The sequence below is a fragment of the Sphingomonas panacisoli genome (assembly GCF_007859635.1).
In the GTDB taxonomy this organism is placed as follows: Bacteria; Pseudomonadota; Alphaproteobacteria; order Sphingomonadales; family Sphingomonadaceae; genus Sphingomonas; species Sphingomonas panacisoli.
This window is the reverse complement of sequence record NZ_CP042306.1, coordinates 2,221,053-2,241,644: the sequence shown is the minus strand read 5'-3', so window position 1 is coordinate 2,241,644 and position 20,592 is coordinate 2,221,053. Positions and strand designations below refer to the sequence as shown.

General features: G+C 66.3%; 22 protein-coding genes and 2 pseudogenes. 18 read left to right on the top strand and 6 right to left on the bottom strand.

Going from position 1 to position 20,592, the window contains the following annotated elements; translation table 11 throughout:
- Positions 1-14: 14 nt before the first annotated feature.
- On the bottom strand, positions 15-1,751 hold the full coding sequence (locus FPZ24_RS11315; RefSeq protein WP_240047434.1) for a fatty acyl-AMP ligase: 1,737 nt from the start codon (positions 1,749-1,751) through the stop codon (positions 15-17).
- A 148-nt stretch (positions 1,752-1,899) separates the two neighbouring features.
- Here FPZ24_RS11315 and FPZ24_RS11310 point away from each other — a divergent pair, with 148 nt between their 5' ends.
- From FPZ24_RS11310 to FPZ24_RS17850, 6 genes and pseudogenes are all read left to right on the top strand, one after another.
- Positions 1,900-2,430, top strand: coding sequence for a regulatory protein RecX (locus FPZ24_RS11310; protein ID WP_146572053.1), 531 nt, complete (start codon positions 1,900-1,902; stop codon positions 2,428-2,430).
- Between the two features lie 116 nt (positions 2,431-2,546).
- Positions 2,547-3,093: pseudogene (locus tag FPZ24_RS11305) on the top strand (cold-shock protein).
- Positions 3,094-3,097: 4 nt separating this feature from the next.
- On the top strand, positions 3,098-3,574 hold the full coding sequence (locus FPZ24_RS11300) for a DUF192 domain-containing protein (protein WP_146572051.1): 477 nt from the start codon (positions 3,098-3,100) through the stop codon (positions 3,572-3,574).
- 185 nt (positions 3,575-3,759) lie between these two features.
- The gene (locus FPZ24_RS11295) at positions 3,760-4,452 is read left to right on the top strand and encodes an energy transducer TonB (protein WP_186728785.1); all 693 of its coding nucleotides are present in this window, start codon (positions 3,760-3,762) and stop codon (positions 4,450-4,452) included.
- Between the two features lie 54 nt (positions 4,453-4,506).
- Positions 4,507-4,899, top strand: coding sequence for an NADH:ubiquinone oxidoreductase subunit NDUFA12 (locus FPZ24_RS11290; RefSeq protein ID WP_146572047.1), 393 nt, complete (start codon positions 4,507-4,509; stop codon positions 4,897-4,899).
- Positions 4,896-5,348, top strand: a pseudogene (locus tag FPZ24_RS17850) (DUF2155 domain-containing protein); the annotation flags it as partial. The gene FPZ24_RS11290 and the pseudogene FPZ24_RS17850, both read left to right, overlap by 4 nt.
- A gap of 35 nt (positions 5,349-5,383) precedes the next feature.
- Here FPZ24_RS17850 and aat read toward each other — a convergent pair.
- The 4 genes from aat to FPZ24_RS11265 form a co-directional block, all read right to left on the bottom strand.
- A complete protein-coding gene (gene aat / locus FPZ24_RS11280) occupies positions 5,384-6,046 on the bottom strand; it encodes a leucyl/phenylalanyl-tRNA--protein transferase (RefSeq protein WP_240047703.1) in 663 nt (220 codons plus the stop codon).
- A 190-nt stretch (positions 6,047-6,236) separates the two neighbouring features.
- Entirely contained in the window at positions 6,237-6,959 is a 723-nt protein-coding gene (locus tag FPZ24_RS11275; RefSeq protein ID WP_146572045.1) for a ParA family protein, read from the bottom strand.
- A 73-nt stretch (positions 6,960-7,032) separates the two neighbouring features.
- Positions 7,033-7,428: a hypothetical protein gene (locus tag FPZ24_RS11270; protein ID WP_146572043.1), complete on the bottom strand. Its 396-nt coding sequence runs from the start codon at positions 7,426-7,428 to the stop codon at positions 7,033-7,035.
- Positions 7,429-7,482: 54 nt separating this feature from the next.
- The gene (locus FPZ24_RS11265) at positions 7,483-8,814 is read right to left on the bottom strand and encodes a DNA polymerase Y family protein (protein ID WP_146572040.1); all 1,332 of its coding nucleotides are present in this window, start codon (positions 8,812-8,814) and stop codon (positions 7,483-7,485) included.
- 60 nt (positions 8,815-8,874) lie between these two features.
- On the opposite strand from FPZ24_RS11265, the gene FPZ24_RS17210 reads away from it, so the two are divergent.
- On the top strand, positions 8,875-9,021 hold the full coding sequence (locus FPZ24_RS17210) for a hypothetical protein (protein WP_186728783.1): 147 nt from the start codon (positions 8,875-8,877) through the stop codon (positions 9,019-9,021).
- On the opposite strand, the gene FPZ24_RS11260 is transcribed toward FPZ24_RS17210, so the two are convergent.
- Entirely contained in the window at positions 9,005-9,505 is a 501-nt protein-coding gene (locus FPZ24_RS11260) for a DNA-deoxyinosine glycosylase (protein ID WP_146572038.1), read from the bottom strand. The genes FPZ24_RS17210 and FPZ24_RS11260 overlap by 17 nt on opposite strands.
- Positions 9,506-9,591: 86 nt before the next feature.
- Between FPZ24_RS11260 and FPZ24_RS11255 the strand changes: the two genes are divergently transcribed.
- The 11 genes from FPZ24_RS11255 (at position 9,592) to FPZ24_RS11205 (ending at position 20,590) form a co-directional block, all read left to right on the top strand.
- Positions 9,592-9,822, top strand: a complete 231-nt coding sequence (locus FPZ24_RS11255) for a hypothetical protein (RefSeq protein ID WP_146572035.1) — start codon at positions 9,592-9,594, stop codon at positions 9,820-9,822.
- A gap of 29 nt (positions 9,823-9,851) precedes the next feature.
- Positions 9,852-11,900, top strand: coding sequence for an amidohydrolase family protein (locus tag FPZ24_RS11250; RefSeq protein ID WP_146572033.1), 2,049 nt, complete (start codon positions 9,852-9,854; stop codon positions 11,898-11,900).
- Positions 11,901-12,016: 116 nt separating this feature from the next.
- Positions 12,017-12,286, top strand: a complete 270-nt coding sequence (locus FPZ24_RS11245; RefSeq protein ID WP_146572031.1) for a hypothetical protein — start codon at positions 12,017-12,019, stop codon at positions 12,284-12,286.
- Positions 12,287-12,423: 137 nt separating this feature from the next.
- On the top strand, positions 12,424-13,398 hold the full coding sequence (locus FPZ24_RS11240) for a cysteine synthase A (RefSeq protein ID WP_146572029.1): 975 nt from the start codon (positions 12,424-12,426) through the stop codon (positions 13,396-13,398).
- A 65-nt stretch (positions 13,399-13,463) separates the two neighbouring features.
- Positions 13,464-13,742: a hypothetical protein gene (locus tag FPZ24_RS11235; protein WP_240047433.1), complete on the top strand. Its 279-nt coding sequence runs from the start codon at positions 13,464-13,466 to the stop codon at positions 13,740-13,742.
- A 406-nt stretch (positions 13,743-14,148) separates the two neighbouring features.
- A complete protein-coding gene (locus FPZ24_RS11230; protein WP_240047432.1) occupies positions 14,149-14,589 on the top strand; it encodes a division/cell wall cluster transcriptional repressor MraZ in 441 nt (146 codons plus the stop codon).
- The gene (gene rsmH / locus FPZ24_RS11225; RefSeq protein ID WP_146572024.1) at positions 14,586-15,527 is read left to right on the top strand and encodes a 16S rRNA (cytosine(1402)-N(4))-methyltransferase RsmH; all 942 of its coding nucleotides are present in this window, start codon (positions 14,586-14,588) and stop codon (positions 15,525-15,527) included. Before FPZ24_RS11230 ends, rsmH begins: the two co-directional genes overlap by 4 nt.
- Entirely contained in the window at positions 15,527-16,078 is a 552-nt protein-coding gene (locus FPZ24_RS11220) for a hypothetical protein (protein WP_146572021.1), read from the top strand. The genes rsmH and FPZ24_RS11220 overlap by 1 nt, the downstream gene beginning before the upstream one ends.
- Positions 16,075-17,808, top strand: a complete 1,734-nt coding sequence (locus FPZ24_RS11215; protein ID WP_146572019.1) for a peptidoglycan D,D-transpeptidase FtsI family protein — start codon at positions 16,075-16,077, stop codon at positions 17,806-17,808. The genes FPZ24_RS11220 and FPZ24_RS11215 overlap by 4 nt, the downstream gene beginning before the upstream one ends.
- On the top strand, positions 17,805-19,223 hold the full coding sequence (locus FPZ24_RS11210; RefSeq protein ID WP_146572017.1) for a UDP-N-acetylmuramoyl-L-alanyl-D-glutamate--2,6-diaminopimelate ligase: 1,419 nt from the start codon (positions 17,805-17,807) through the stop codon (positions 19,221-19,223). The genes FPZ24_RS11215 and FPZ24_RS11210 overlap by 4 nt, the downstream gene beginning before the upstream one ends.
- Positions 19,220-20,590, top strand: coding sequence for a UDP-N-acetylmuramoyl-tripeptide--D-alanyl-D-alanine ligase (locus FPZ24_RS11205; RefSeq protein WP_146572015.1), 1,371 nt, complete (start codon positions 19,220-19,222; stop codon positions 20,588-20,590). The genes FPZ24_RS11210 and FPZ24_RS11205 overlap by 4 nt, the downstream gene beginning before the upstream one ends.
- Positions 20,591-20,592 lie beyond the last annotated feature (2 nt).

Here is a 20,592-nt window from a genome sequence, read left to right as displayed (position 1 = left end):
CTAGCGCCACTAGCTTAAGCCGCGATCGCGTATGGCTTGATCTCGCCCGCCAGATACAGATTGCGCGCCTTCGCCCGGCTGAGCTTACCCGAGCTAGTGCGCGGCAACGTACGCGGCGGGATCAGTTCGATCACGCAGTTCATACCGGTCACCGACCGCACGCGCTCGCGGATCTCCTCGCGCAGGCGGACGCGTTCGGCTTCGTCGCTCGAGCGGCACTGGACCAGCACCGCCGGCGTCTCTTCACCACCCGGCGTGGTGATCGCGAACGCGGCGATGTCGCCAGCCTTGAAGCCGGGAAGTTGCTCGACTGCCCACTCGATGTCCTGCGGCCAGTGGTTGCGGCCGTTGACGATGATCATGTCCTTGGCCCGGCCGACGATGTAGATATAGCCGTCGGACATGTACCCCATGTCGCCGGTGTCGAGCCAACCGTCGGCCAAGCAGGCGGCGGTCGCTTCGGGATCGCGGAAATAGCCGACCATCAACGACGGGCCGGCGCACCATACCTTGCCGATCGCGCGATCGGGAAGGGGCGTGCCATCCTCTTCGCGGATCTCGATTTTCATGTCGCGGGCTGGCTTTCCGCAATTGACGATCGCGCGGTAACGCTGCGGCCGATCACGGCGGCCTTCCTGACCGGAAAGCTGCGTTTCCTCAACGAGTTCGACGCGGATGCCTTCACCCGGTGGCATGATCGACACCGCCAGCGTCGCTTCGGCCAGGCCGTAGCTGGGCAGGAAGGCGCTGGCCTTGAACCCGGCATCGGCGAAGGCATCGACGAACGACTGCATCACGTCGGGGCGGATCATGTCGGCGCCGTTGCCCGCGACGCGCCAGCGCGACAGGTCGAAGCGGTCGGCGACATGGCTCTGGCTGCCGATACGGCGCGCGCAGATGTCGTAGCCGAAGGTCGGCGAGTAGGAGAGGGTCGTCCCCGGATTGCGGCTGATCAGGTCCAACCAAGCCAGCGGGCGCCGCGCGAAATCTTCGGTCTTTAGATAGTCGGTCGAAACCTGGTTGGCGACGATCGACAGGAAGCAGCCGACCAAGCCCATGTCGTGATACCAGGGCAGCCACGACACGCAGCGATCGCCGTCGCCGACATGCATCCCGATCGAATGCGCCGCGAGGTTAGACAGCAACGCGGCATGCGTAATCGCGACACCGTGCGGGAAGCGGGTCGAGCCGCTGGAATATTGCAGATACGCAATGTCGTTGGTCTTCGCCTGCGGGAGCGTCGCATCGGGCGCAGCGCGGGTCGCAAACTCGGCCCAGTCGATACCCTCGACGTTGCAGTTCTTCGCCGCCTCCGCGCACATCGCGCCGATTTCGGGCGGATAGATCAGCATCGTCGGATCGCAGCTGTTCAGCTGGACCGAGAGCTGGTCGATATAGGATTGCGCACCACCGAAACTGGTCGGCAGGGGCAGCGGCACCGGCCACGCGCCGGCATAGATCACGCCGAAGAACAGGCTGGCGAAATCGGTCCCGGTCTCGGCTATCAGCGCGATGCGATCTTCGGGCTTCACCCCGGCGGCGATGAATCGCCGTGCCATCGCCAGCGCATCGTCGCGCAGCTCGGAGAAGGGATACGGCCGGATCAACGTCCCGCGCGGATCGTGAAAATTCAGGCCCTTGGCGCCTTGCGCGGCATAATCCAGCGCTTCGCCTAACGTGGCAAAGTCGGCGTAGCGGCGAGGCAGCGAGTCGTCGCTCGGCGTCGGGCTGAGCCCGGCCGGTCGATCCATCACTGTATCAGTCGTTTCCGTCATCATGCATTTTGCGCCCATGTTGTACGTGCGCCCATCTACGCGGGCTACATCCATGCCATCGGGAGACCCCCTGCCAATGGCACACGTTCAAAATCGAACGCCAGTGTGGCACAAACATGGCGATATGCCGCGAGTTCCACGTCGTCCTGTCCCTCCGCTCGACCGTTCTGGCCTCGAACGGCTGGCGTTGCGCTATGTCGAACGCTTCGCGACGACGCGCGGGCGCCTGACCGATTACCTGCTTCGTAAGATACGCGAGCGCGGCTGGAAAGATGATGTGGCGGCGGATCCGGCGGTCATCGCCGAGCGGTTCGCGGAACTCGGCTATATCGACGATCAGGCTTACGGTGAGGCCAAGGCCAGCGCGATGGCGCGACGCGGGCTGGGCGCGCGACGCGTGACCGGGGCGCTGCACCAGGCGGGGATACGGGGCGAGGATGCCGAGGCGATCGCGCCCCGTATCGAGGAGCGCGCGATCGACGCCGCGATCACCTTCGCCCGGCGGCGGCGGATCGGACCGTTCGCCGAACAGGTTGCCGATCGGCCGCTGCGCGAGAAGCAGATCGGGGCGATGCTGCGCGCGGGCCATGCGCCGGCGCTGGCGCGACGAATTGCGACAATGAATCCGGGTGACGACCTCACTGATCTGGATTAATTCGGGACCGAAACGACCGCACTCGATTCTTTGGGATCGCAAGTATACGTGATACAGCGGCGGGTCAGGGGGTAGTTGTGCGCGTAGAACCGCAGCCGGAACTGGAAGAACGGCCGCTGCAGCCGTCGGAATCGAGCGTCGCATCGAGCGCGCCCGACGAATCGCGCCATACCGGTGTGGTCAAATGGTTCGACGTCACGCGAGGATTCGGCTTCTTGGTCGATGACAACCAAGGCGGCGACGTGCTGATCCACTTCTCCGTCCTCCAGCCGCATGGCCGGCGCAGCTTGCCCGAGGGCGCGCGGCTCGAATGCCGCGCGGTGCAGCGCCAGCGCGGATTGCAGGCAACAGAAATCCTGTCGATCGACCTAACAACGGCCGTCGAGCCGCCGCCCCGGATGCGCAGCGACGGCGAGCGGGTCGATCCTGTCGCCATGCTCGATCAGGCCGGCGATTACGAAGCAGTCGCCGTCAAATGGTTCAATCGCCTGAAAGGCTATGGTTTCCTGGTGCGCGAAAGCGATCTCGGCGGATATCTTCGTCCATATGGAAACGCTGCGCCGCGCCGGATTGCCCGAAGTCGAACCGGACCAGCGGCTGCGTGCGCGAATCGTCGACGGCCGCAAGGGTCCGCTGGCGGTCGCGGTCGATCGGGACGAATAATCTGATGACAGTGCGTGGATTGTTGCTGCCGCTGGCGCTGTGCGCGCTGTCGGCAGGGTGTGCGAGCGGTAGCGGGTCGGACAACAGCGCGGCCGCGGTGCGGACGATGACCGTGACGATCGCCAGCAAGAACGGCGCGCATCCCTTTCAAGTCGAACAGGCCAAGACCGCCGACGAGCAGGAACGCGGGCTGATGTTCCGCATGGAGATTCCCGTCAATGGCGGGATGATGTTCTGGCCCTATCCGCCCGACGGCCCGCCGCGCGAGGCGAGCTTCTGGATGAAGAACACGCCGAGCGCGCTCGACATCATCTTCATCCGCGCGGACGGCACAATCGCGCACATCGCCGCCAACGCCGTGCCGTTCGACGAGACGCCATTGTCGTCGGGCGAACCGGTCGGCGCGGTGCTGGAGATCAAGGGCGGCCGCGCGGCGGCGCTGGGGATCGCCGAGGGCGACAAGGTGAATTGGGCGAAGTAGGCGCCGATATCGGGGACGTGTGAAGCGTAATGTGGGGGGTAATGTTGCGTAGCGTTGGTCAGGCTCGGCGAGCCTGGGGAAAGCGGACGATTGCTGTCGCTACGGTGATGGGCCTGTCCGTCCACTCCGTTCCGTCTGCAGCGGCCGCTCAGCAATGGTCCAAAGCCGGCAGTTGGACGATTTTCATGGATCCGGGCGACAATTGCTTCGCCGTCGATCAGTTTACCGGCGGGTGGCAATTCGCGGTGTCGATAACCGCGGAGCGAAAGCAACTCGTCATCATCGCCGGGCCGTTACGGTACGAAATCAACGATAAGCCGGATTTGATCTGGACGATCGGCACCGAGAAGTTTTCGCGCGGGGTCAGCATCGTGACGGCGGTCGACGGTGGCGGCAAACGCGTCATCGCGCCAATGCAGACCGATTTTCTTTCGAAGATGGAAGTCGCACCTTCGATCGAGGTGAACGACGCCGGCGGCAAGGTCGTCGGATTCAACCTGAACGGTTTGAAGCCGGCGATCGACGAGCTTCGCAAGTGCGGGCGCGAGTTGATCAGGCTGGATACGGGCAGCGGCCTGCCGGCGATAACGAAGGCGCAGCCGCGCAACCTCGCGTCGTTGATCACACCCGACGATTATCCGCCCGCGGCATTGCGTGCCAATCTGATGGGCCGGACCGTCGTTGCGCTCAAGATTTCCGCGCACGGGCTGGTCAGCGACTGTGCGGTCACCGGATCGAGCGGCAGCGCCGATCTGGACGATGCCACCTGTCGCGTCATGCGGGTACGTGCGCGGTTCACGCCGGCCAAGGATGGATCGGGCCGCCCGACGCGGGATTCCTACAACACCAACATCTTGTGGCAGATCCCGCACGATTGACGCGGCGCCGCCATTCGCTTGCCCTTGTCCCACCCGCCCGCTAATCGCTCGGCCATGGGCATCAATCTCAATCCCTTCACCTGGTGGAACGGCGCGAGCTGGGGCACGATGTTCGGGCTGATCGGTAAGGAACGCGTCGGCGAGGACGAACTCGGCAACGTGTATTACACCGGGGGCAAGGATACCGCGGGCAATCCGCGGCGCTGGGTGATCTATGCTGGCGCGAACGACGCCAGCCGGGTGCCGCCCGATTGGTTCAGTTGGTTGCATCATCAGATCGACGACGTGCCCGATCGTGCGCTGCCGCCGCAGCGGCGCTGGGAAAAGCCCGCCATTCCCAACCTGACCGGTACCGCGCTCGCATATCGCCCGCCCGGCGCGCTGGAAAAGGGCGGCAAGCGCGCCGCCGCGACCGGCGATTACGAAGCCTGGACGCCCGACGCATGAACTGGCGCCGCGTCGTCGGCATCGGCGCGGCCTTGGCTGGTGTCGGGGCGGCAAGCTGGGCCGGCTATAACTGGTATCAGGGCCAGCACACGTCCGCCCCGGTTGCGACCGCGACCGCCCCCGCGACGACCCTCGACGAGGCCGAAGTGGCGGGCGGGGTCGAGACGGTCGACGTCTCCGGCGACCCGACCAATCCTGAGAACGGCACGACACCGATGAAGGATCGCGTCGCGGTGCTCGGGCTGCTCAACAAGCGCAACGGCCAGGCGCGCGACCTGACGATGAAGCCCGGCCAGGCGACGCGGATCGGCAATGTGATCGTCCGCCTGCGCGCGTGCGAGCAGACCGCGCCGTGGGAGCAGGAGCATTATACCGGCGCGTTCGTCCAGCTGGAGATCGCCCAGACCGACGGGTCGTGGAAGCGCGTGCATTCGGGGTGGCTGTACAAGGAACGCCCGTCGCTCAACGTCGTGCGCGATCCGGTCTATGACGTCTGGGTCAAGAGCTGCACGATGTCCTTCCCGACCAGCGGCCCCGACACGGTTACGGCGCCGTCCGAATCCAAGGGCAGCCGGTCAAGCGCGCCGAAATCGCCCGATTCGACCGACGCCGCCGCCCCGCCCAGCGAACCCTCGATCGCGCCGCCCAGCAACGCGACGTAATCGCCGCGGCTGATCTCGACCGCGCCCATCGAGGCGAGGTGCGGGGTCTGGAACTGGCAGTCGAGCAAGGTGAACCCGCCCGCGCGTAACCGCGCGACGAGCCAGGCGAGCGCGACCTTCGATGCGTCGGTCGCACGGCTGACCATCGATTCACCGAAAAATGCGCGCCCTAAGGCCAGTCCGTAGAGCCCGCCGACCAACTCGTCGCTGTCCCAACACTCGATCGAATGCGTGAAGCCGCGGAAGTGGAGCTGGGTAAAGACTTGCTCGATCGTCGTATTGATCCAGGTGTCGGGGCGATCATCGGCGCTTTCGGCACACAGCGCGATGACATCCTCGAACGCGGCGTCGGCGGTGACGCGGAAGCGATCCGACGCGATCGTTTTCTTGAGCGAGCGTGAAAGGTGGAAGCCGTCGAGCGGCAGCACGGCGCGCTTGCGGGGCTCGACCCAATACACGCCGGCCGCGTCGCGCGCGTCGGCCATGGGGAAGACGCCAACGGCATAGGCGCCGAGCACAAGATTGGGGTCGAGCACGTCGTAGGAGGGCTCGGGCAGGTGTTTCACGCCTCGCTGCCTCTTCCGTGCTCCGGCCTACGCCGGAGCGCTGGCCGCACGTGACGACCTGTCCTGCCAACACTTCGGCCTGCGCCGGAGCACAGGTGGGCGGTTGGCGTCACCGCGCCGGGACCGCCAGCCATTGCTCGACTTCGCGCCACAATCCCGCGAACGCGTCGGCGGCGGGGGAACGGGCGGCGAATTCGCCGACGGGCGCGCGGTGCACGCCCATCTGCTCGATCGCGCTTGCCATCGGGATCGCCGGCCATCCGGGGTTGGCCGCGATACTGTCGGTGTGGAGACGGCGGCGGCGATCGACCATGACGTGAACGGGCAGCACGCGCTTGGTCGTGCCGAGATATCCGATCAGTTCCTCGAACGCGCGCTGCGACAATGGGGATGGGATCACCGGCACGACGATCAGATCGGCCGCGCGCATCGCCTGCTTGTTGGTCTCCGTCAGTCCGGGCGGGCAATCGAGCAGGATGCGGTCATAGTCCTTCGACAGACCATCGAGCAGTTTCGCCAGCCGCTTCTTCTTGTCGAGTTGGTGGAACAGCAGGTCGAGGTCGCGCAACGACGCGTCCGCCGGGATCAGGTCGAGCCGCGCCGTCGTGGTACGGCGGATCAATTTGTCTGGCGGCGCGTCCTTCGAGAACACCGACAGGGCGTCGCCCTTGGACTTTTTGTCCGTGAGTAGGAAACTGCTCGCGGCCTGCGGATCGAGGTCCCACAGCAATGTCCGCCGCGACGACAATGCAGCCGCGGTCCAGGCGAGATTGACCGCCAGCGTCGTCTTTCCGACGCCGCCCTTCAGGCTGTAGATCGCGATGGTGGCCATGGCTTGGGCCTAGGTGCCGGAGGAGAGGCCGGCATGCAACGGCCCGCGTCGCCGCGGGCCGTGCCAGAATGACTTACTTGCTGCAGTTCTGCTTGGCTTTGCCAGGCTGCGTCAGGTCGAACGACTTGTCGGTACCCGACAGCGCCCAGCCGCCATCGGCGGTCATCGGCTTGCCGGCCTCGCCGCTCAGCGTGACGGGCGAAGCATCGACCGGCGACGCGACCGAAGCGGTCATCGTGCCGTCCTTCTTCGCTTCGAAGAAGGTGACCTTCACCAGGCTGTTGTCGCCATGGCAGCGGAACGAGCCTTCCGACTTGATCGCCGGCGGCAATTCGATCGGCGCGGTCGAAACGGTGGTCGTGTTCGCGACGGTGGTGTCGTTGGCGACGGTCGTCGTCTCGGACTTTTGCTGACAGGCCGTGAGCGCGAGCAGCGCGACGGCGGTTGCGGTGAGGAGGGGGGTCTTCATAGGCGTTAACGCTTCGCGCAAGGCGTGGCCGAGGTCAAGACCGCAACAAAAACGTCATTCGTGGAACTCGTCCAGGTCCGGGATGCGGCCGAACGCGATTTTGGTGCCGACGCGGTCGATCCGCCCGCCATGGAACGGCCCGAGCGATACGGCGTGGCGGCCGAACCTCTCGTTCAATCGATCCATCGCGCGGCTCAGCGCAAGCCCGCGCGTTTCGCGCGCCAGCGGGTCGTTGGGGTCGAGATGCGCGAACAGCGATCCCTGCTCGCCGGCAACCGGAACGACTTCGTTGAGCGTCACGCCCACCATACGGACGCGCAAGCTGCCGTGGCGCGCGCGGCCTTCCTCGGCAAGCCGCGGGAACAGCGAGTCGAGCGCGGCGAGCACCTTGAAGCTGTCCTGCGTCGCTTCGAGCTTGCGGCTGCATTGCCAGACCGCCTTGTCCGCCTCGAAGCGCACGTGGAGCACCAGCAGCCGGCTGACATAGCCCTTGCGCCGCAACCGGCTGGCGGCCTTGAGCGCGAGGCGGCGGGCGGTGAGGCGGACCGGTTCGAGCCCGCGTTTGTTGGGTGAAAGGACGTGGCTGTGCCCGATCGAGCGCGTCTGTGTCGGTTTGTCGGGCAGGTCTACGCCGTGGAGAAGGTACCATAGCCGATCGCCGTTGACGCCGCCCCAAGCGCTGCCGGCGTCGCGCGGGCGGCGCTCGCACAAGTCGCGAATGTCGTTGACCCCGTCGCGCGCCAGCCGCCGCTCCATGTTCGCGCCGATCCCGGCAATGTCGCGCAGCTTGAGGTCGTAGAGCCGCTGCGGCAGCTCGGTGGCGTCTAGGACGACAAGCCCGTCGGGCTTCTGCATATCGGACGCGAGCTTCGCCAGCAGCCGGTTGGGCGCGATCCCGACCGACGAGGTCAGGCATTCGCCGACATTGCTCAGGATGCCGGCCTTGATGCGGCGGGCGAGGGCGATTGCGGCGTCGCGGTCATTTTCGTTGTCGAGCAGGCGGCATGCGACTTCGTCGATCGAGCAGACGCGCGTGACGGGGATGTGCTTCCAGATCTCCGCGATGATCGCGTCGTGGAACTCGACGTAGCGTTGGTGCTGGGCGGGCGCGATCATCAGGTCGCGGCACAGGTTCTTGGCTTCCCAGACGGGGGTGCCGGTCGAGATGCCGTAGCGCTTCGCCTCGACCGACGCGGCGATCGCGACAGTGGTGTCGGACCCGACCGGCGCGACGATCACCGGTTTGCCGCGCAATGTGGGATCGAGCTGCTGCTCGACGCTGGCGAAATAGGAATTGAGGTCGAGGAACAGCCACCGCAGCGGTCGCGACGGGAGCGTCAGCAGCGCACTGTTCGAGGTTCGGTCGAGGGTGGGAGACTCGGGCATGGCGACGGAACATTAGCGGAACATTGCCGAGTCCGACAGTTCTTATGCTAAGGGGACGGCATGTATCCCGATCCGCCGAAAAAAGTCTGGCCGTCGAACCCGATCCTGTTCGTCGCGATCCTGCCGCTCGCGGCGGGGTTCATCATCGCCGCGTCGCTGTCGGCGGGCCCGCGCGAAGTGTACAAGGCGCTCAAGGGGCAGAAGTGAGCACCGACCGCAGGGCAGACCACGCCGCCTGCTTGGCCGCTACGCCGACGGTATGGAGCGGGCTGCTCGAGGGCAGGGCGATCAAGGCGTAGCGATCGATGCCCGCCATCTGGCGTATTCCGAGCCGATAGGCGGTGCCGCCATTGAATGCGATCGCGCGGAGATCGGGGAGACCCGCCGCGAGCGCGGGCAGATCGTTGGCGGTGTGATCGCGGATCGCCGCGTCGCGGCTCCCCGGTCGCATAGCGCTGGAGACGACGTCCCACAGTCCGATCCGCGCCGCGCGCATCGCCGCGAGCCGCTGCTCATACTCCAGCGCCGCCAAGTCCACGGCCGCGACCGGTGACAGCAACCGCCAGAACTGGTTCTGCGGGTGCGCATAATACCGCCCCGCCGCCAAGCTGCGGTCGCCCGGCAAACTGCCGCAGATCAGCAGCCGCGTATGGGCATCGACGACGGGCGCGAAGGATCGTTTGAGCGTCATCGCGCAATCATTAGCGTTCTCGTGCGCCGCCGTCTTGACCGCGCGGTCCGATCGGGTGACCATCGGCGCAATCAGGGAGGGCTGGCATGAAGACTTGGCTGATCGCGGGCATCGGATTGATGGCGCTGTCCGGATGCAGCGGTGGCAGTTCGGATGCGGTCGGGGAGAATTCGGCCGGGTCGATCAAGACGACTGCGGTCGGCGAGGTCGTCGCCACGCCGTCGCCCACGGCCACGCCCACCGCCGATGCCGGCATGACCTCCAACGATACCGATGCGACGGCTGACACGGCGTCCGACAACGCCGCCGCCGAATAACGATCCGCTTTTCCACGAGGGGGGACATCATGATAATCCGTTCGATCGCCGCGATATTGCTCGCCGGCGCCGCGCTGTCCGTGTCCGCGCCGGTCGCGTCGCAGACGCCCAAGGATCAATTGCTTACCCCGCCGGCCAATGCGGAGGAGTTCGTCATCGTCTCGTCCGCCGGACAGCATGGCACGGCGTGGATCTGGACGATGCCCGACGGGACCATCGCCAGCCGCCAGAGCTTCCTGCTGCGCGGCATGGTCACCGAGGTGGACGAGACGATCAAGCTCGGTCCGAACGGCCAGCCGGAGAAGATCGTCGGACGCGGGATCACGCCCAACGGCGACGCCGCGGAAAGCTTCGACGTCGTCGGCGGCAAGGCGAGCTGGAAGACGCCGATCGATGCTGGATCGGCCGCCTATGACGGAAAGAGCCAATATGCCACGGTCGGCGGTACCTGGGCCGACCTAAAATACTGGGCGGAATCGCTCTACAAGGCGCCGAACAAGACGCTGACGTTGCTGCCGAGCGGCACCGAACGGATGGAGAAACTGGTCGATATCCAGGTCGGCAGCGGCCCGACCGCCAAGACCGTCACGTCGTGGATGATCAAGGGCCTCAGCCTCGAGCCGGGTCTGGTCCTGATGAACCAGGACGGCAGCTTCTTCGGACAGGCGGGCGGAATGGCGCTGCTACCCAAGGCCTATGCCGACGACCGGCTGAAGCTGCAAAAGGCGCAGATCGACGCCATGGCGGCGCTCAACCCAGCGATCCGCGAGCGCTTCGGCAAAGTGTCGCCGGTGCCGGTCGCATTCACGCACGTGAAGATGTTCGATGCGATCGCGGCCAAGTTCCTCGACGACCAGACGGTGATCGCGGACAAGGGTAAGATCGTCGCGGTCGGCCCGGCCGCCAAGGTCAAGGTCCCGGCGGGCACCAAGGTGATCGACGGCACCGGCAAGACGCTGAGCCCCGGCATCTGGGATGCGCACATGCACACCCAGTCCGACCTGCAGGGCATCATGCTGCTGTCGATGGGCGAGACTAGCGCGCGCAACCCCGGCGCCGATGTCGAGCCGACGATCGAGCGCAACAAGCGGATCGCGGCGGGGCAATTGCTTTATCCGACTGTCTATTCGTCGGTGCTGATCGACGGGAAGGGACCGCTTGCGGCGCAAGGCGGCGTCGCGGTGTCGTCGGCTCAGGAAGCGATCGACGCGGTGCGGATGGCCAAGGAAAAGGGCTTTACCGGGGTCAAGTTCTACACCTCGATGAAGCCCGAATGGCTGTGGCCGGCGATCAAGGAAGCAAAAAAGCTGGGGCTGCACGTCCACGGCCACATCCCGGCGACGTTGCGCCCGACCGACGTGATCGCGGGCGGCTATGACGAGATCACGCACATCAACTTCGTCATGATGCAGGCGATGCCCGACAGCGTGGTCAACATCGACAACGGGATCGAGCGGTTCAATGGCCCGGGCAAATACGCCAAGGACGTCGATCTGACCAAGGAGCCGATGGCGTCGCTAATCAAGGAAATGGCGGCCAAAAAGATCACCGTCGATCCGACCCTGAGTGCGTTCGAGAATTTGTACGTTCCCGAAAACGGCGAACTGCAGCCCGCTTACACAGCGTTCGTCGGCACGATGCCGTCGGTGACCGAGCGCTATTTCCGCTTCGGCGGATTCCAGCCGCCGGCGCCGGTGACGCGCGCCGATTGGCGGGCGAGCTTCGCCAAGATGATGGAACTGGCCAAGCGGCTCCATGACGCTGGCGTGCCGATCGTCGCAGGGACCGACGGCGGCGGGTTGGAGATCATCCGCGAGCTCGAACTGTACGTACAGATCGGCTTAACGACGGCGGAGGCGCTGCAATCGGCGACGATCGTCCCGGCCCGGCTGGTCGGCGCTGACAAGGCGACCGGATCGATCACCGTCGGCAAGGAAGCCGATCTAGTGCTGGTCGATGGCGACGCATCGAAGGATATCGGCGCGATGCGGCGGACGTTGTGGGTGATGTCCGATGGCGCGCTGATGAATGCCGATGACTTGCGGGAGGTGGCCGGCTTCAGCGGCCGGCCGAAATGACACTGATCTAGATTAACCTCCCGTTAGGCATGTTTGCGCGAAATAGGGCCGGAAGGGGCCTGATCGTGCAGCATGTCGATTCTATCGTTGAGCAGCCGCGCGAATGGCGCCGAGCCGTGTTCGACACGGTCGATGAGGCGTATTTCGCGCAAGGCGCCATGCCGCCGGGCAGCGTCGCGCAGCTCCACTGGGCGCTCGATACGATGCGTACGGAGCAAGCCGAGCGCGCGATCATCGACCGCGCCGAGGCCATCGCGGTGACGCTGCACCGCTTGCTCGCCGCGATCCGCACGACGCCCGGCGACAACTTGGCGGTGATGCCGATCCGCCGCGAGTTGCGTGCGATGGGTGTCGATTGGCTGAAGGCGATGCCGGTCTTTCACTGAGTAATTCTCGCGCTCCTGAGAAGGCAGGAGCCCCGGATGATCTGCGAACGCGGCGCTGCTTGGCCCTAGGCTCCTGCTTTCGCAGGAGCACAGGAAACTTTGTTGCCCCCGCCGCGCGCCGGCCTATCTATTCGTGCATGACCATCGTTCCCGACACGCTCTCGCTCATCGGCAATACGCCGCTCGTCCGGCTCAAGGGGCCGAGCGAGGCCGCGGGCGCCGACATCTACGGTAAGTGCGAGTTCGCCAATCCCGGCGCCAGCGTGAAGGATCGCGCGGCGCTGTTCATCGTGCAGGATGCCGAGGAGCGCGGGCTGCTCAAGCCGGGCGGGACGATCGTCGAAGGAACGGCGGGGAATACCGGCATCGGTCTGGCGCTGGTCGCCAACGCCAAGGGCTACAAGACGATCATCGTCATGCCCGAGACGCAGAGCCGCGAGAAGATGGACACGCTGCGCGCGCTCGGCGCCGAACTCGTGCTGGTGCCCGCCGCGCCCTACGCCAATTGCGCGCATTTCGTGCACACTAGCCGGCGGATTGCCGAAGAAACCCCCAACGCGGTCTGGGCGAACCAATTCGACAATGTCGCGAACCGTAAGGCGCATATCGTCGGCACGGCGGAAGAGATTTGGGACCAGATGGACGGGCGGATCGACGGCTTCACTTGTTCGGTCGGGACCGGCGGGACGCTGGGCGGGGTCGGGCTGGGGCTGAAGGCCAAGGACGAGAAGGTCGTGATCGCGCTGAGCGACCCACATGGCGCGGCGCTGTACGATTATTATGCGTGCGGCGAGTTGCATAGCGAGGGCTCGTCGGTCGCCGAAGGGATCGGGCAGGGGCGGATCACCGCCAATCTGGAAGGCGCGCCGATCGATACGCAGTTCCGCATTTCGGATGCCGAGGGGTATGAATGGGTGCGGCGACTGCTTGACGAGGAAGGCCTGTGCATGGGCCTGTCGTCGGGAATCAACGTCGCGGGCGCGGTGCGGCTGGCAAAGCAATTGGGACCGGGCAGCCGGGTCGCGACGATCCTGTGCGACACCGGATTCCGCTACCTTTCGACGCTCTACAACAACGCCTGGTTGGCGTCCAAAGGATTGGTTCCCGCCTGATGCGACGGGCCGTGCTATCTGCAAGGTCGACAAACCTGGATTAATCCGTTACAAAATTGCCACACATGAAAATAATGGTTCGCGATTCAATACAGACGATGCAGCGCGTGAAGGTGGGCGTGATCGGCCTTGCTTCGGTGTTGCTGATGATCGGGTTGGCGGCGACGATCTTCGGGATCGTCAGTCGCGAGAAACCCGGGACCGCCGTTGGTGCGCCCAAGGCGGACGTGGCGGCTAATCTGACCGCTTCCAATGGCGCCGTGCCCAGTGCCGCGCCGACCAGCGAACCGCTCGCCGAAATCGGCGTCGCCCCGGCCGCCTCGCCGACTCCGACCAAGCCGTGACCGCCCGACATTGCAGTCGATGTGGAGGCGTCATGGGAATTTCCCCCACGGCGCGGCCGGCCCCACGCGTTTCCGCCGTTTTCGCGCACGCGCGCGCATCGACTTTGGTCGAACCCTGCGAATTCGGGGAAGAATCTTTTGGCCGAGTTAGAGTGACTTAGCGATCTGGTGGGCGAAATAGCCCATAGAACCCCAAAGATTACCATTGTATCCCATGCCGTCCCTTGATACGCCTTCGGGCAGCAAGAGGGGCGTTCTTACCCATTGATTCGTATCGCGTCGGAGGTGGCAGGGGCCATTTCCGCGACGGGGAAGGCGTGCGTGTTTTTGGGGTCGGGGTCGAAGCGTGGCTGGTCGTGGGATATACACCGGTACGGCACTGCAATCGGTCGATGATAAATCGCGCGTGTCGATTCCTGCCAAGTTCCGCGACGCGATCATCGCCAACAGCGATCCCGAGACGCTGAAGGCCGGCCCGACCGTCCGCATCGCCGTCCATCCCAAATACCAGTGCCTGGTCGGCTACGACCAGGCGCGCTTCGACGAAGAGATCGCGCGTGCGACCCGCACCTCGCTCGAACGCCTCGACGAGAATGGCGACCCCGACGACAGCCAGCTGCGGCGCTTGTCGGGCGGCGGCGAGATGGTCGGGTTCGATTCGACCGGCCGCTGCGTCCTGGTCGGTTGGCACAAGCGCAAGGCGAACATCACCAAGCACGCCTTCTTCTACGGTTCGATCCATTCGTTCGAAATCTGGGACCCCGAAACGCTGCTGGCCGACCCCCACGCGCCGGAAGTGATGAAAGATGCGTGCCGCGGCGCGCTCGAAGAAAAGGGCCTGTTGTGAGCACGGCCACCCCTCATATTCCCGTTCTCCTCGATGCGGTGATCGACGCGCTCCTCCCCACCCCGGGTGAGCGCCATGTCGATGCCACGTTCGGCGCCGGCGGCTACACGCGAGCATTGCTTGCCGCCGGCGTTTCCGTGTTCGCGTTCGATCGCGATCCGGCTGCGATCGCTGGTGGCCTACCCCTCTTGGCCACCAGCGATCGCTTCACGCTCATCGAGGCGCCGTTCTCCGCGATGGAGAGTGAGCTCGATGCGCGCGATGCGACGCCGGTCGATGGCGTGGTGATGGACATCGGCGTGTCGTCGATGCAGCTCGATCAGGCCGAGCGTGGCTTCTCGTTCCAGGCCGATGGTCCGCTCGACATGCGGATGAGCCAGTCGGGCGAGAGCGCGGCGGATTTCCTCAACACCGCGGCCGAAGAGCAGATCGCCGACGTCATCTATCAGTACGGCGACGAGCCCAAGAGCCGCCGGGTCGCCCGCGCGATCGTCGCGGCGCGGCCGCTGACGACGACCGGGGAACTCGCGACCGTCGTGCGCAAGGCGTTGGGCCACAAACCGCATGACAAGAAGGACCCGGCGACGCGGACCTTCCAGGCGATCCGCATCCATATCAACCGCGAGTTGGGCGAGCTGTCTGACGGCCTCGCCGCTGCGGAGCGCGTGCTGAAGCCCGGCGGGCGGCTGGCGGTGGTGACGTTCCACAGCCTCGAGGACCGGCTGGTCAAGCGCTTCTTCCGCGAACGCAGCGGATCCACGCCGGCGGGGTCGCGGCATCTGCCGCCGGCCGCCGCTCAGGCAGCGGCAAGTTTCGAAAAGGTCGGCCGCGCGGTGCGCGCCGGCGAGGGGGAGATCGCGGCGAATCCCCGCGCGCGGTCGGCAACATTGCGGGTGGCGCATCGGACGGCGGCGGCACCCTGGGCGGGAGAAGCGTGATGGTCGTGGTGAATCGGTTTCGTTGGTTCGGCTGGTTCGTGCTCTGCGTGGGCGTGATCCTGGGCTGCTACCTGATGTCGTCGCGCGTCGCCGCCGAGCGCAACAAGCTGGCCGATGTCGAGCGCGCGATCGCCACGACGCAGCGCGACATCCGCGCGCTCGAAACCGAATTCGACACGCGTGCGAACCTGGCGCAGCTGCAGCGCTGGAACGGCGACACGCTCAAGCTGTCGGCGCCGACCGCCGCGCAATACGTTCGTGACGATGCGCAGCTCGCGATGCTCGACAGCGGCCAGCCGCAAGTCCAGAACGCGGCGGTGATTCCGAGTGCGCCCGCCGCCACCATCGAAACCACCCCGGCCTCGGTCACCGTGACCGTGGCGCCCGCCGCCGCGCCCAAGGCTAAGCCCGCTGTCGCGACCACCGTCGCGGTCGTAAAGCCCGCCGCCAAGCCACGCGCGCAAATGGCGATGCTCGACCGCCGCATCATGGGCGGTTCATCGCTCGGCGACCTGATGCGCCGCGTCGGCGCCGACGGCAGCCGCCAATGACGACCACGATCGCGCGGCCGCTCTCGCCGCGCAGACTAACCGACGATCGCGGCATGTCCCGCGCAACCGCCCAGAAGCGGTTGATGATCATGATGCTTCTCTACGGGTTCGCCGTCGGCATCGTGCTGACGAAGCTTACCTTTTTCGCGGTGTTTGCGGGTCCCGCATCGGCCAAGACGATCGGCGGGCGCGTCTCGCGCGGCGATATCGTCGATCGCAACGGCGCGCCGCTCGCGCGGACGATCGACGCCTGGGCGATCGGGGTGCATCCCGAGCAAATCCTCGGCGACAAGCGCGACATCGCGCAACGGCTCGCCGGCATCCTGGGCCTCGACGAGAACAAGATCTACGCGCAGCTCGCGGGCAACAATTTCGCCTATATCGAGCGCGACGCCTCGGCGTCGCTCGTCACCGAAGTCAACGCGATCGGCGAGCCCGCCATCGTGTTCGAGCGCGAGCCGCAGCGGCTCTATCCGCAGTCCGAACTCGCCGCGCCCGTGCTCGGCTTCCTCGACATGAGCGGCAAGGGTGCGTCGGGCATGGAGCGCGCGCTCGACACCCGCCTGACCGACCCGACCAAGAACGGCCAACCGGTCGCGCTTTCGATCGACCTGCGTGCGCAGTCGGCGCTGGAAAACGAACTCGGCCAGCAAGTCGTCGCGCTGAAGGCAAAGGGCGGGGCGGGCGTGGTGCTCGACGTCAAGACCGGCGAGATCATGGCGCTGGCGTCGTTCCCGACCTTCAACCCCAACAACCCCGGTGCCGCGCCCGCGCCAACGCGTACACCCGAGGGCCGCGAGATTCCTGGGCCGTTCTTCAATCGCGTAACGACCGCGGCGTACGAGCTCGGATCGACGTTCAAGCCGATCACAATGGCTGCTGCGATCGATAGCGGGACCGTGACCTCGATGGCGCGGCGCTTCGACGCGACCCAGCCGCTGTCGATCGACGGGTTCAAGATACACGATCATGACGGCCAGAACCGCTGGCTCGATATCCCGGAGACTTTGATCCATTCGTCGAACATCGCGACCGCGCGGATCGCCGACGAAGTGGGCGGCGATCGGCTGTCGCACATGTTCCGCCTGATGGGCTTCGACCAGCCGATGCCGTTCGAGCTGCCCGCGCGCGGCCGCACGCTGTTCCCGGCGAAGTTCAGCCGCATCACCACGATGACCACCGCGTACGGCCATGGCATCGCGGTGACGCCGCTGCACCTCGCCGCCGCTTATGCCGCGCTCGTGAACGGTGGGGTCTGGCATCCGGCGACCCTCATGAAGGTCGCCGACGGCCAGGCGATCCCCGGCCGCCGCGTGATCAGCCAGGCGACCAGCGACCGCATGCGTCAATTGCTCCGCCTCGTCGTGCTCGAAGGCACCGGCCGCAATGCCGATGCCGCCGGCTTCCGCGTTGGGGGCAAGACCGGTACCGCCGAAGTCGCGACCGGTGGCGGCTATTCGAAGCGCGCCAACGTTTCGACGTTCGCGGCGGCTTTTCCGATGGACGCACCGCGCTATGTGGTGATCGTGATGCTCGACTCGCCGAACGGTGCCGTGAACACCGCCGCCTACACGGCGGCCCCCGTCGTCAGCCGCTTCATCCTGCGCGCCGGACCGATGCTGGGCGTGACGCCCGACGCGACGCGCGACATCGACGTCAGCGGATTGCAGGCGATGGTCTGGCGCCGCCCCGGCGAAGAGAAAGCCAAATCGACGGTGGATCCCGAATGAAACTCGGCGGGCTGGTGTCGGGCGGCGGCGACGCCAGCGTCACCGGCTTCGCGATCGACCATCGGAAAGTCGCGCCCGGCACGATCTTCGGCGCGTTCGAAGGCGCCAAGGTCAATGGCGAGGATTATATCGCGGCGGCGGTGGCGTCGGGCGCGATCGCGGTGGTCGCGCGGCCGGGGGTGACCGTCGAGGGCGCGCTGCACATCGCCGCAGACAATCCGCGCCAGGAATTCGCGCACCTCGCCGCCAAGTTTTTCGCGCCGTTCCCCGACTATGCGGTCGCGGTGACCGGCACCAACGGCAAGACCTCCACGGTCGAGATGACGCGGCAGCTCTGGCGGATGACCGGGCTCAACGCCGCGTCGATCGGGACGCTGGGCGTGACCACGGCCGACGACAGCGTGCTGACCGGGCTGACCACGCCCGACGTCGTCACGTTCCTGTCGAATGTGGCCGGGTTGGCGCGTGAGGGTATAACCCATGTCGCGTTCGAGGCGTCGAGCCATGGGCTGAGCCAGTATCGCACCGAGGGGCTGAAGGTGTCGGCGGCCGCCTTCACCAACCTCAGCCGCGACCATCTCGACTATCATGGCGACATGGCCAATTACCTGACCGCGAAGCTGCGCCTGTTTGCCGAAGTGCTCGATGCGGACGGGACAGCGGTGGTGTGGGCCGACGACCCGCAGGCGGCGCGCGTCGTCGATCTCGCCCATGCGCGGCGGCAGCGGATCATCACGGTCGGTGAGCGCGGCGGCACGCTCAAGCTGGTCGGGCGCGACCCGACCTTGCTGGGGCAGGGGCTGACGATCGAGCATGACGGGCAGGCGCACAAGGTCAACCTGCCGCTCATAGGTGCCTATCAGGCCGCGAACGCGCTGACCGCGGCGGGACTGGTGATAGCGACCGGCGGCGACGTCGCGCAGACGATCCAGAACCTGTCGCGGCTGCAGCCGGTGCGCGGGCGGTTGGAGCGCGCGGTCATCAATCGCGCCGGCGCGCCGGTCTATGTCGATTATGCGCACACGCCCGACGCGCTCGAAGCGGCCATCGCTGCGCTGAAGCCGCACACCGCCGGGCGTCTGATCGTCGTATTTGGTGCAGGGGGCGACCGCGATCACGGCAAGCGCGAGTTGATGGGAGAGATTGCCGCACGCTACGGCGACATGGTGATCGTGACCGACGACAATCCGCGCAGCGAAGACCCCGCCGAGATCCGCGCCGAGGTGCTGAAGGGCGCGCCCGACGCGACCGAGATCGGCGACCGTCGCCGCGCGATCGGCGAGGCGGTGGCGGTCGCGGGTCCCGCGGACATCGTGCTGGTCGCGGGCAAGGGACATGAGCAGGGGCAGATCGTCGGCGACCTCGTCCTGCCGTTCGACGACGTGACCGTCGCGCGAGAGGCGGCCGCGACATGAGTCTGTGGGCCTCCCAGCAAATCGCCGAAGCAGCCGGCGGCGCCGCTTCGGCGGCGTTCGACGTTTCAGGGGTGACGTTCGATTCGCGCGAGGTCGGGCCGGGCGATCTGTTCATCGCGATGACCGGCGAGGCGACCGATGGCCACCGGTTCCTCGACCAGGCGTTCGAGCGCGGGGCGGCGGGGGCGTTGGTCAGCCGGCCTACCGCGCATCCTCACGTGCAAGTGGCGGATACCTTCGCTGGGCTGGAGGCGCTGGCCAAGGCGTCGCGGGCGCGGACGCATGCACGGATCATCGGCGTTACAGGATCGGCGGGCAAAACCGGGACCAAGGAGGCGCTATTTGCTGCGCTCGACCGGTCGCCGAGCAAATCGGCGCATCGATCGGTCAAGAGCTACAACAACCATACCGGCGTCCCGCTCAGTTTGTCGCGGATGCCAGCCGAGGTCGATTACGGCGTGTTCGAGATGGGGATGAACCATCCCGGCGAACTCGCGCATCTGACCACGCTGGTTCGTCCGCACGTCGCGATCGTCACTGCGATCGCGCCTGCGCACGCCGCCTTCTTCCCCGACGAAAGCGCGATCGCCGATGCCAAGGGAGAGATTTTCCAGGGGCTGGAACCCGGCGGCGTCGCGATTATCCCCTATGACAGCCCGCACCGCGACCGGCTGATCGGTCACGCGCAGCCGCATGCTGCCAAGATCGTGACGTTTGGGCTAGACGCAGGCGCGGACGTCGCCGCGCTCGAAGCGATCCGCACCGCTAGCGGCGGTACCTTCGTTACCGCGCGCGTCGGCGAGCGGGAACTGAGCTACACCATCTCCCAGCCCGGCCAACATTGGGTCAGCAACTCGCTCGCCGTCCTCGCGGCGGTCGATGCGGTCGGCGGCGATCTCGCGCTGGCGGGGCTCGCTTTGGCCGAGCTTGGCGGGCTAGCGGGGCGGGGCGACCGCTTCACCGTGACGGTCGGCGACGGCACGGCGCTGGTGATCGACGAAAGCTACAACGCCAATCCCGCCTCGATGCGCGCGACGCTCGCGGTGCTGGGCGCGGAGGAAGGCCGCAAGCTCGCAGTGCTCGGCGAAATGCGCGAACTGGGCGAGAAATCGGACGCCTATCATGCCGAGCTGGCCAGCCCCGTTCGTGACGCCGGCGTCGAAACGGTCATCCTGGTCGGCGAAAAGATGAAACCCCTCGCCACGGCGCTTGAAGGGCAGATCGAAGTCATGCATGTGCCCGACGCCGCGACCGCGCGCGACCGCCTGACGGCGATGCTGCGTGCTGGGGATGCGGTCCTCATCAAGGGTTCGAACGGCGTGGGATTGTCCGCGGTCGTCGCGGCGTTATCAGGCGGGAAGGTTTAGGG

Bases quoted from the DNA above. Each gene is read 5' to 3' on its own strand.
- FPZ24_RS11315 (WP_240047434.1), bottom strand. From the start codon at position 1,751: ATGGATCGACCGGCCGGGCTCAGCCCGACGCCGAGCGACGACTCGCTG.
- FPZ24_RS11310 (WP_146572053.1), top strand. From the start codon at position 1,900: ATGCCGCGAGTTCCACGTCGTCCTGTCCCTCCGCTCGACCGTTCTGGC.
- FPZ24_RS11300 (WP_146572051.1), top strand. From the start codon at position 3,098: ATGACAGTGCGTGGATTGTTGCTGCCGCTGGCGCTGTGCGCGCTGTCG.
- FPZ24_RS11295 (WP_186728785.1), top strand. From the start codon at position 3,760: ATGGATCCGGGCGACAATTGCTTCGCCGTCGATCAGTTTACCGGCGGG.
- FPZ24_RS11290 (WP_146572047.1), top strand. From the start codon at position 4,507: ATGGGCATCAATCTCAATCCCTTCACCTGGTGGAACGGCGCGAGCTGG.
- aat (WP_240047703.1), bottom strand. From the start codon at position 6,046: ATGGCCGACGCGCGCGACGCGGCCGGCGTGTATTGGGTCGAGCCCCGC.
- FPZ24_RS11275 (WP_146572045.1), bottom strand. From the start codon at position 6,959: ATGGCCACCATCGCGATCTACAGCCTGAAGGGCGGCGTCGGAAAGACG.
- FPZ24_RS11270 (WP_146572043.1), bottom strand. From the start codon at position 7,428: ATGAAGACCCCCCTCCTCACCGCAACCGCCGTCGCGCTGCTCGCGCTC.
- FPZ24_RS11265 (WP_146572040.1), bottom strand. From the start codon at position 8,814: ATGCCCGAGTCTCCCACCCTCGACCGAACCTCGAACAGTGCGCTGCTG.
- FPZ24_RS17210 (WP_186728783.1), top strand. From the start codon at position 8,875: ATGTATCCCGATCCGCCGAAAAAAGTCTGGCCGTCGAACCCGATCCTG.
- FPZ24_RS11260 (WP_146572038.1), bottom strand. From the start codon at position 9,505: ATGACGCTCAAACGATCCTTCGCGCCCGTCGTCGATGCCCATACGCGG.
- FPZ24_RS11255 (WP_146572035.1), top strand. From the start codon at position 9,592: ATGAAGACTTGGCTGATCGCGGGCATCGGATTGATGGCGCTGTCCGGA.
- FPZ24_RS11250 (WP_146572033.1), top strand. From the start codon at position 9,852: ATGATAATCCGTTCGATCGCCGCGATATTGCTCGCCGGCGCCGCGCTG.
- FPZ24_RS11240 (WP_146572029.1), top strand. From the start codon at position 12,424: ATGACCATCGTTCCCGACACGCTCTCGCTCATCGGCAATACGCCGCTC.
- FPZ24_RS11235 (WP_240047433.1), top strand. From the start codon at position 13,464: ATGAAAATAATGGTTCGCGATTCAATACAGACGATGCAGCGCGTGAAG.
- FPZ24_RS11220 (WP_146572021.1), top strand. From the start codon at position 15,527: ATGGTCGTGGTGAATCGGTTTCGTTGGTTCGGCTGGTTCGTGCTCTGC.
- FPZ24_RS11215 (WP_146572019.1), top strand. From the start codon at position 16,075: ATGACGACCACGATCGCGCGGCCGCTCTCGCCGCGCAGACTAACCGAC.
- FPZ24_RS11210 (WP_146572017.1), top strand. From the start codon at position 17,805: ATGAAACTCGGCGGGCTGGTGTCGGGCGGCGGCGACGCCAGCGTCACC.
- FPZ24_RS11205 (WP_146572015.1), top strand. From the start codon at position 19,220: ATGAGTCTGTGGGCCTCCCAGCAAATCGCCGAAGCAGCCGGCGGCGCC.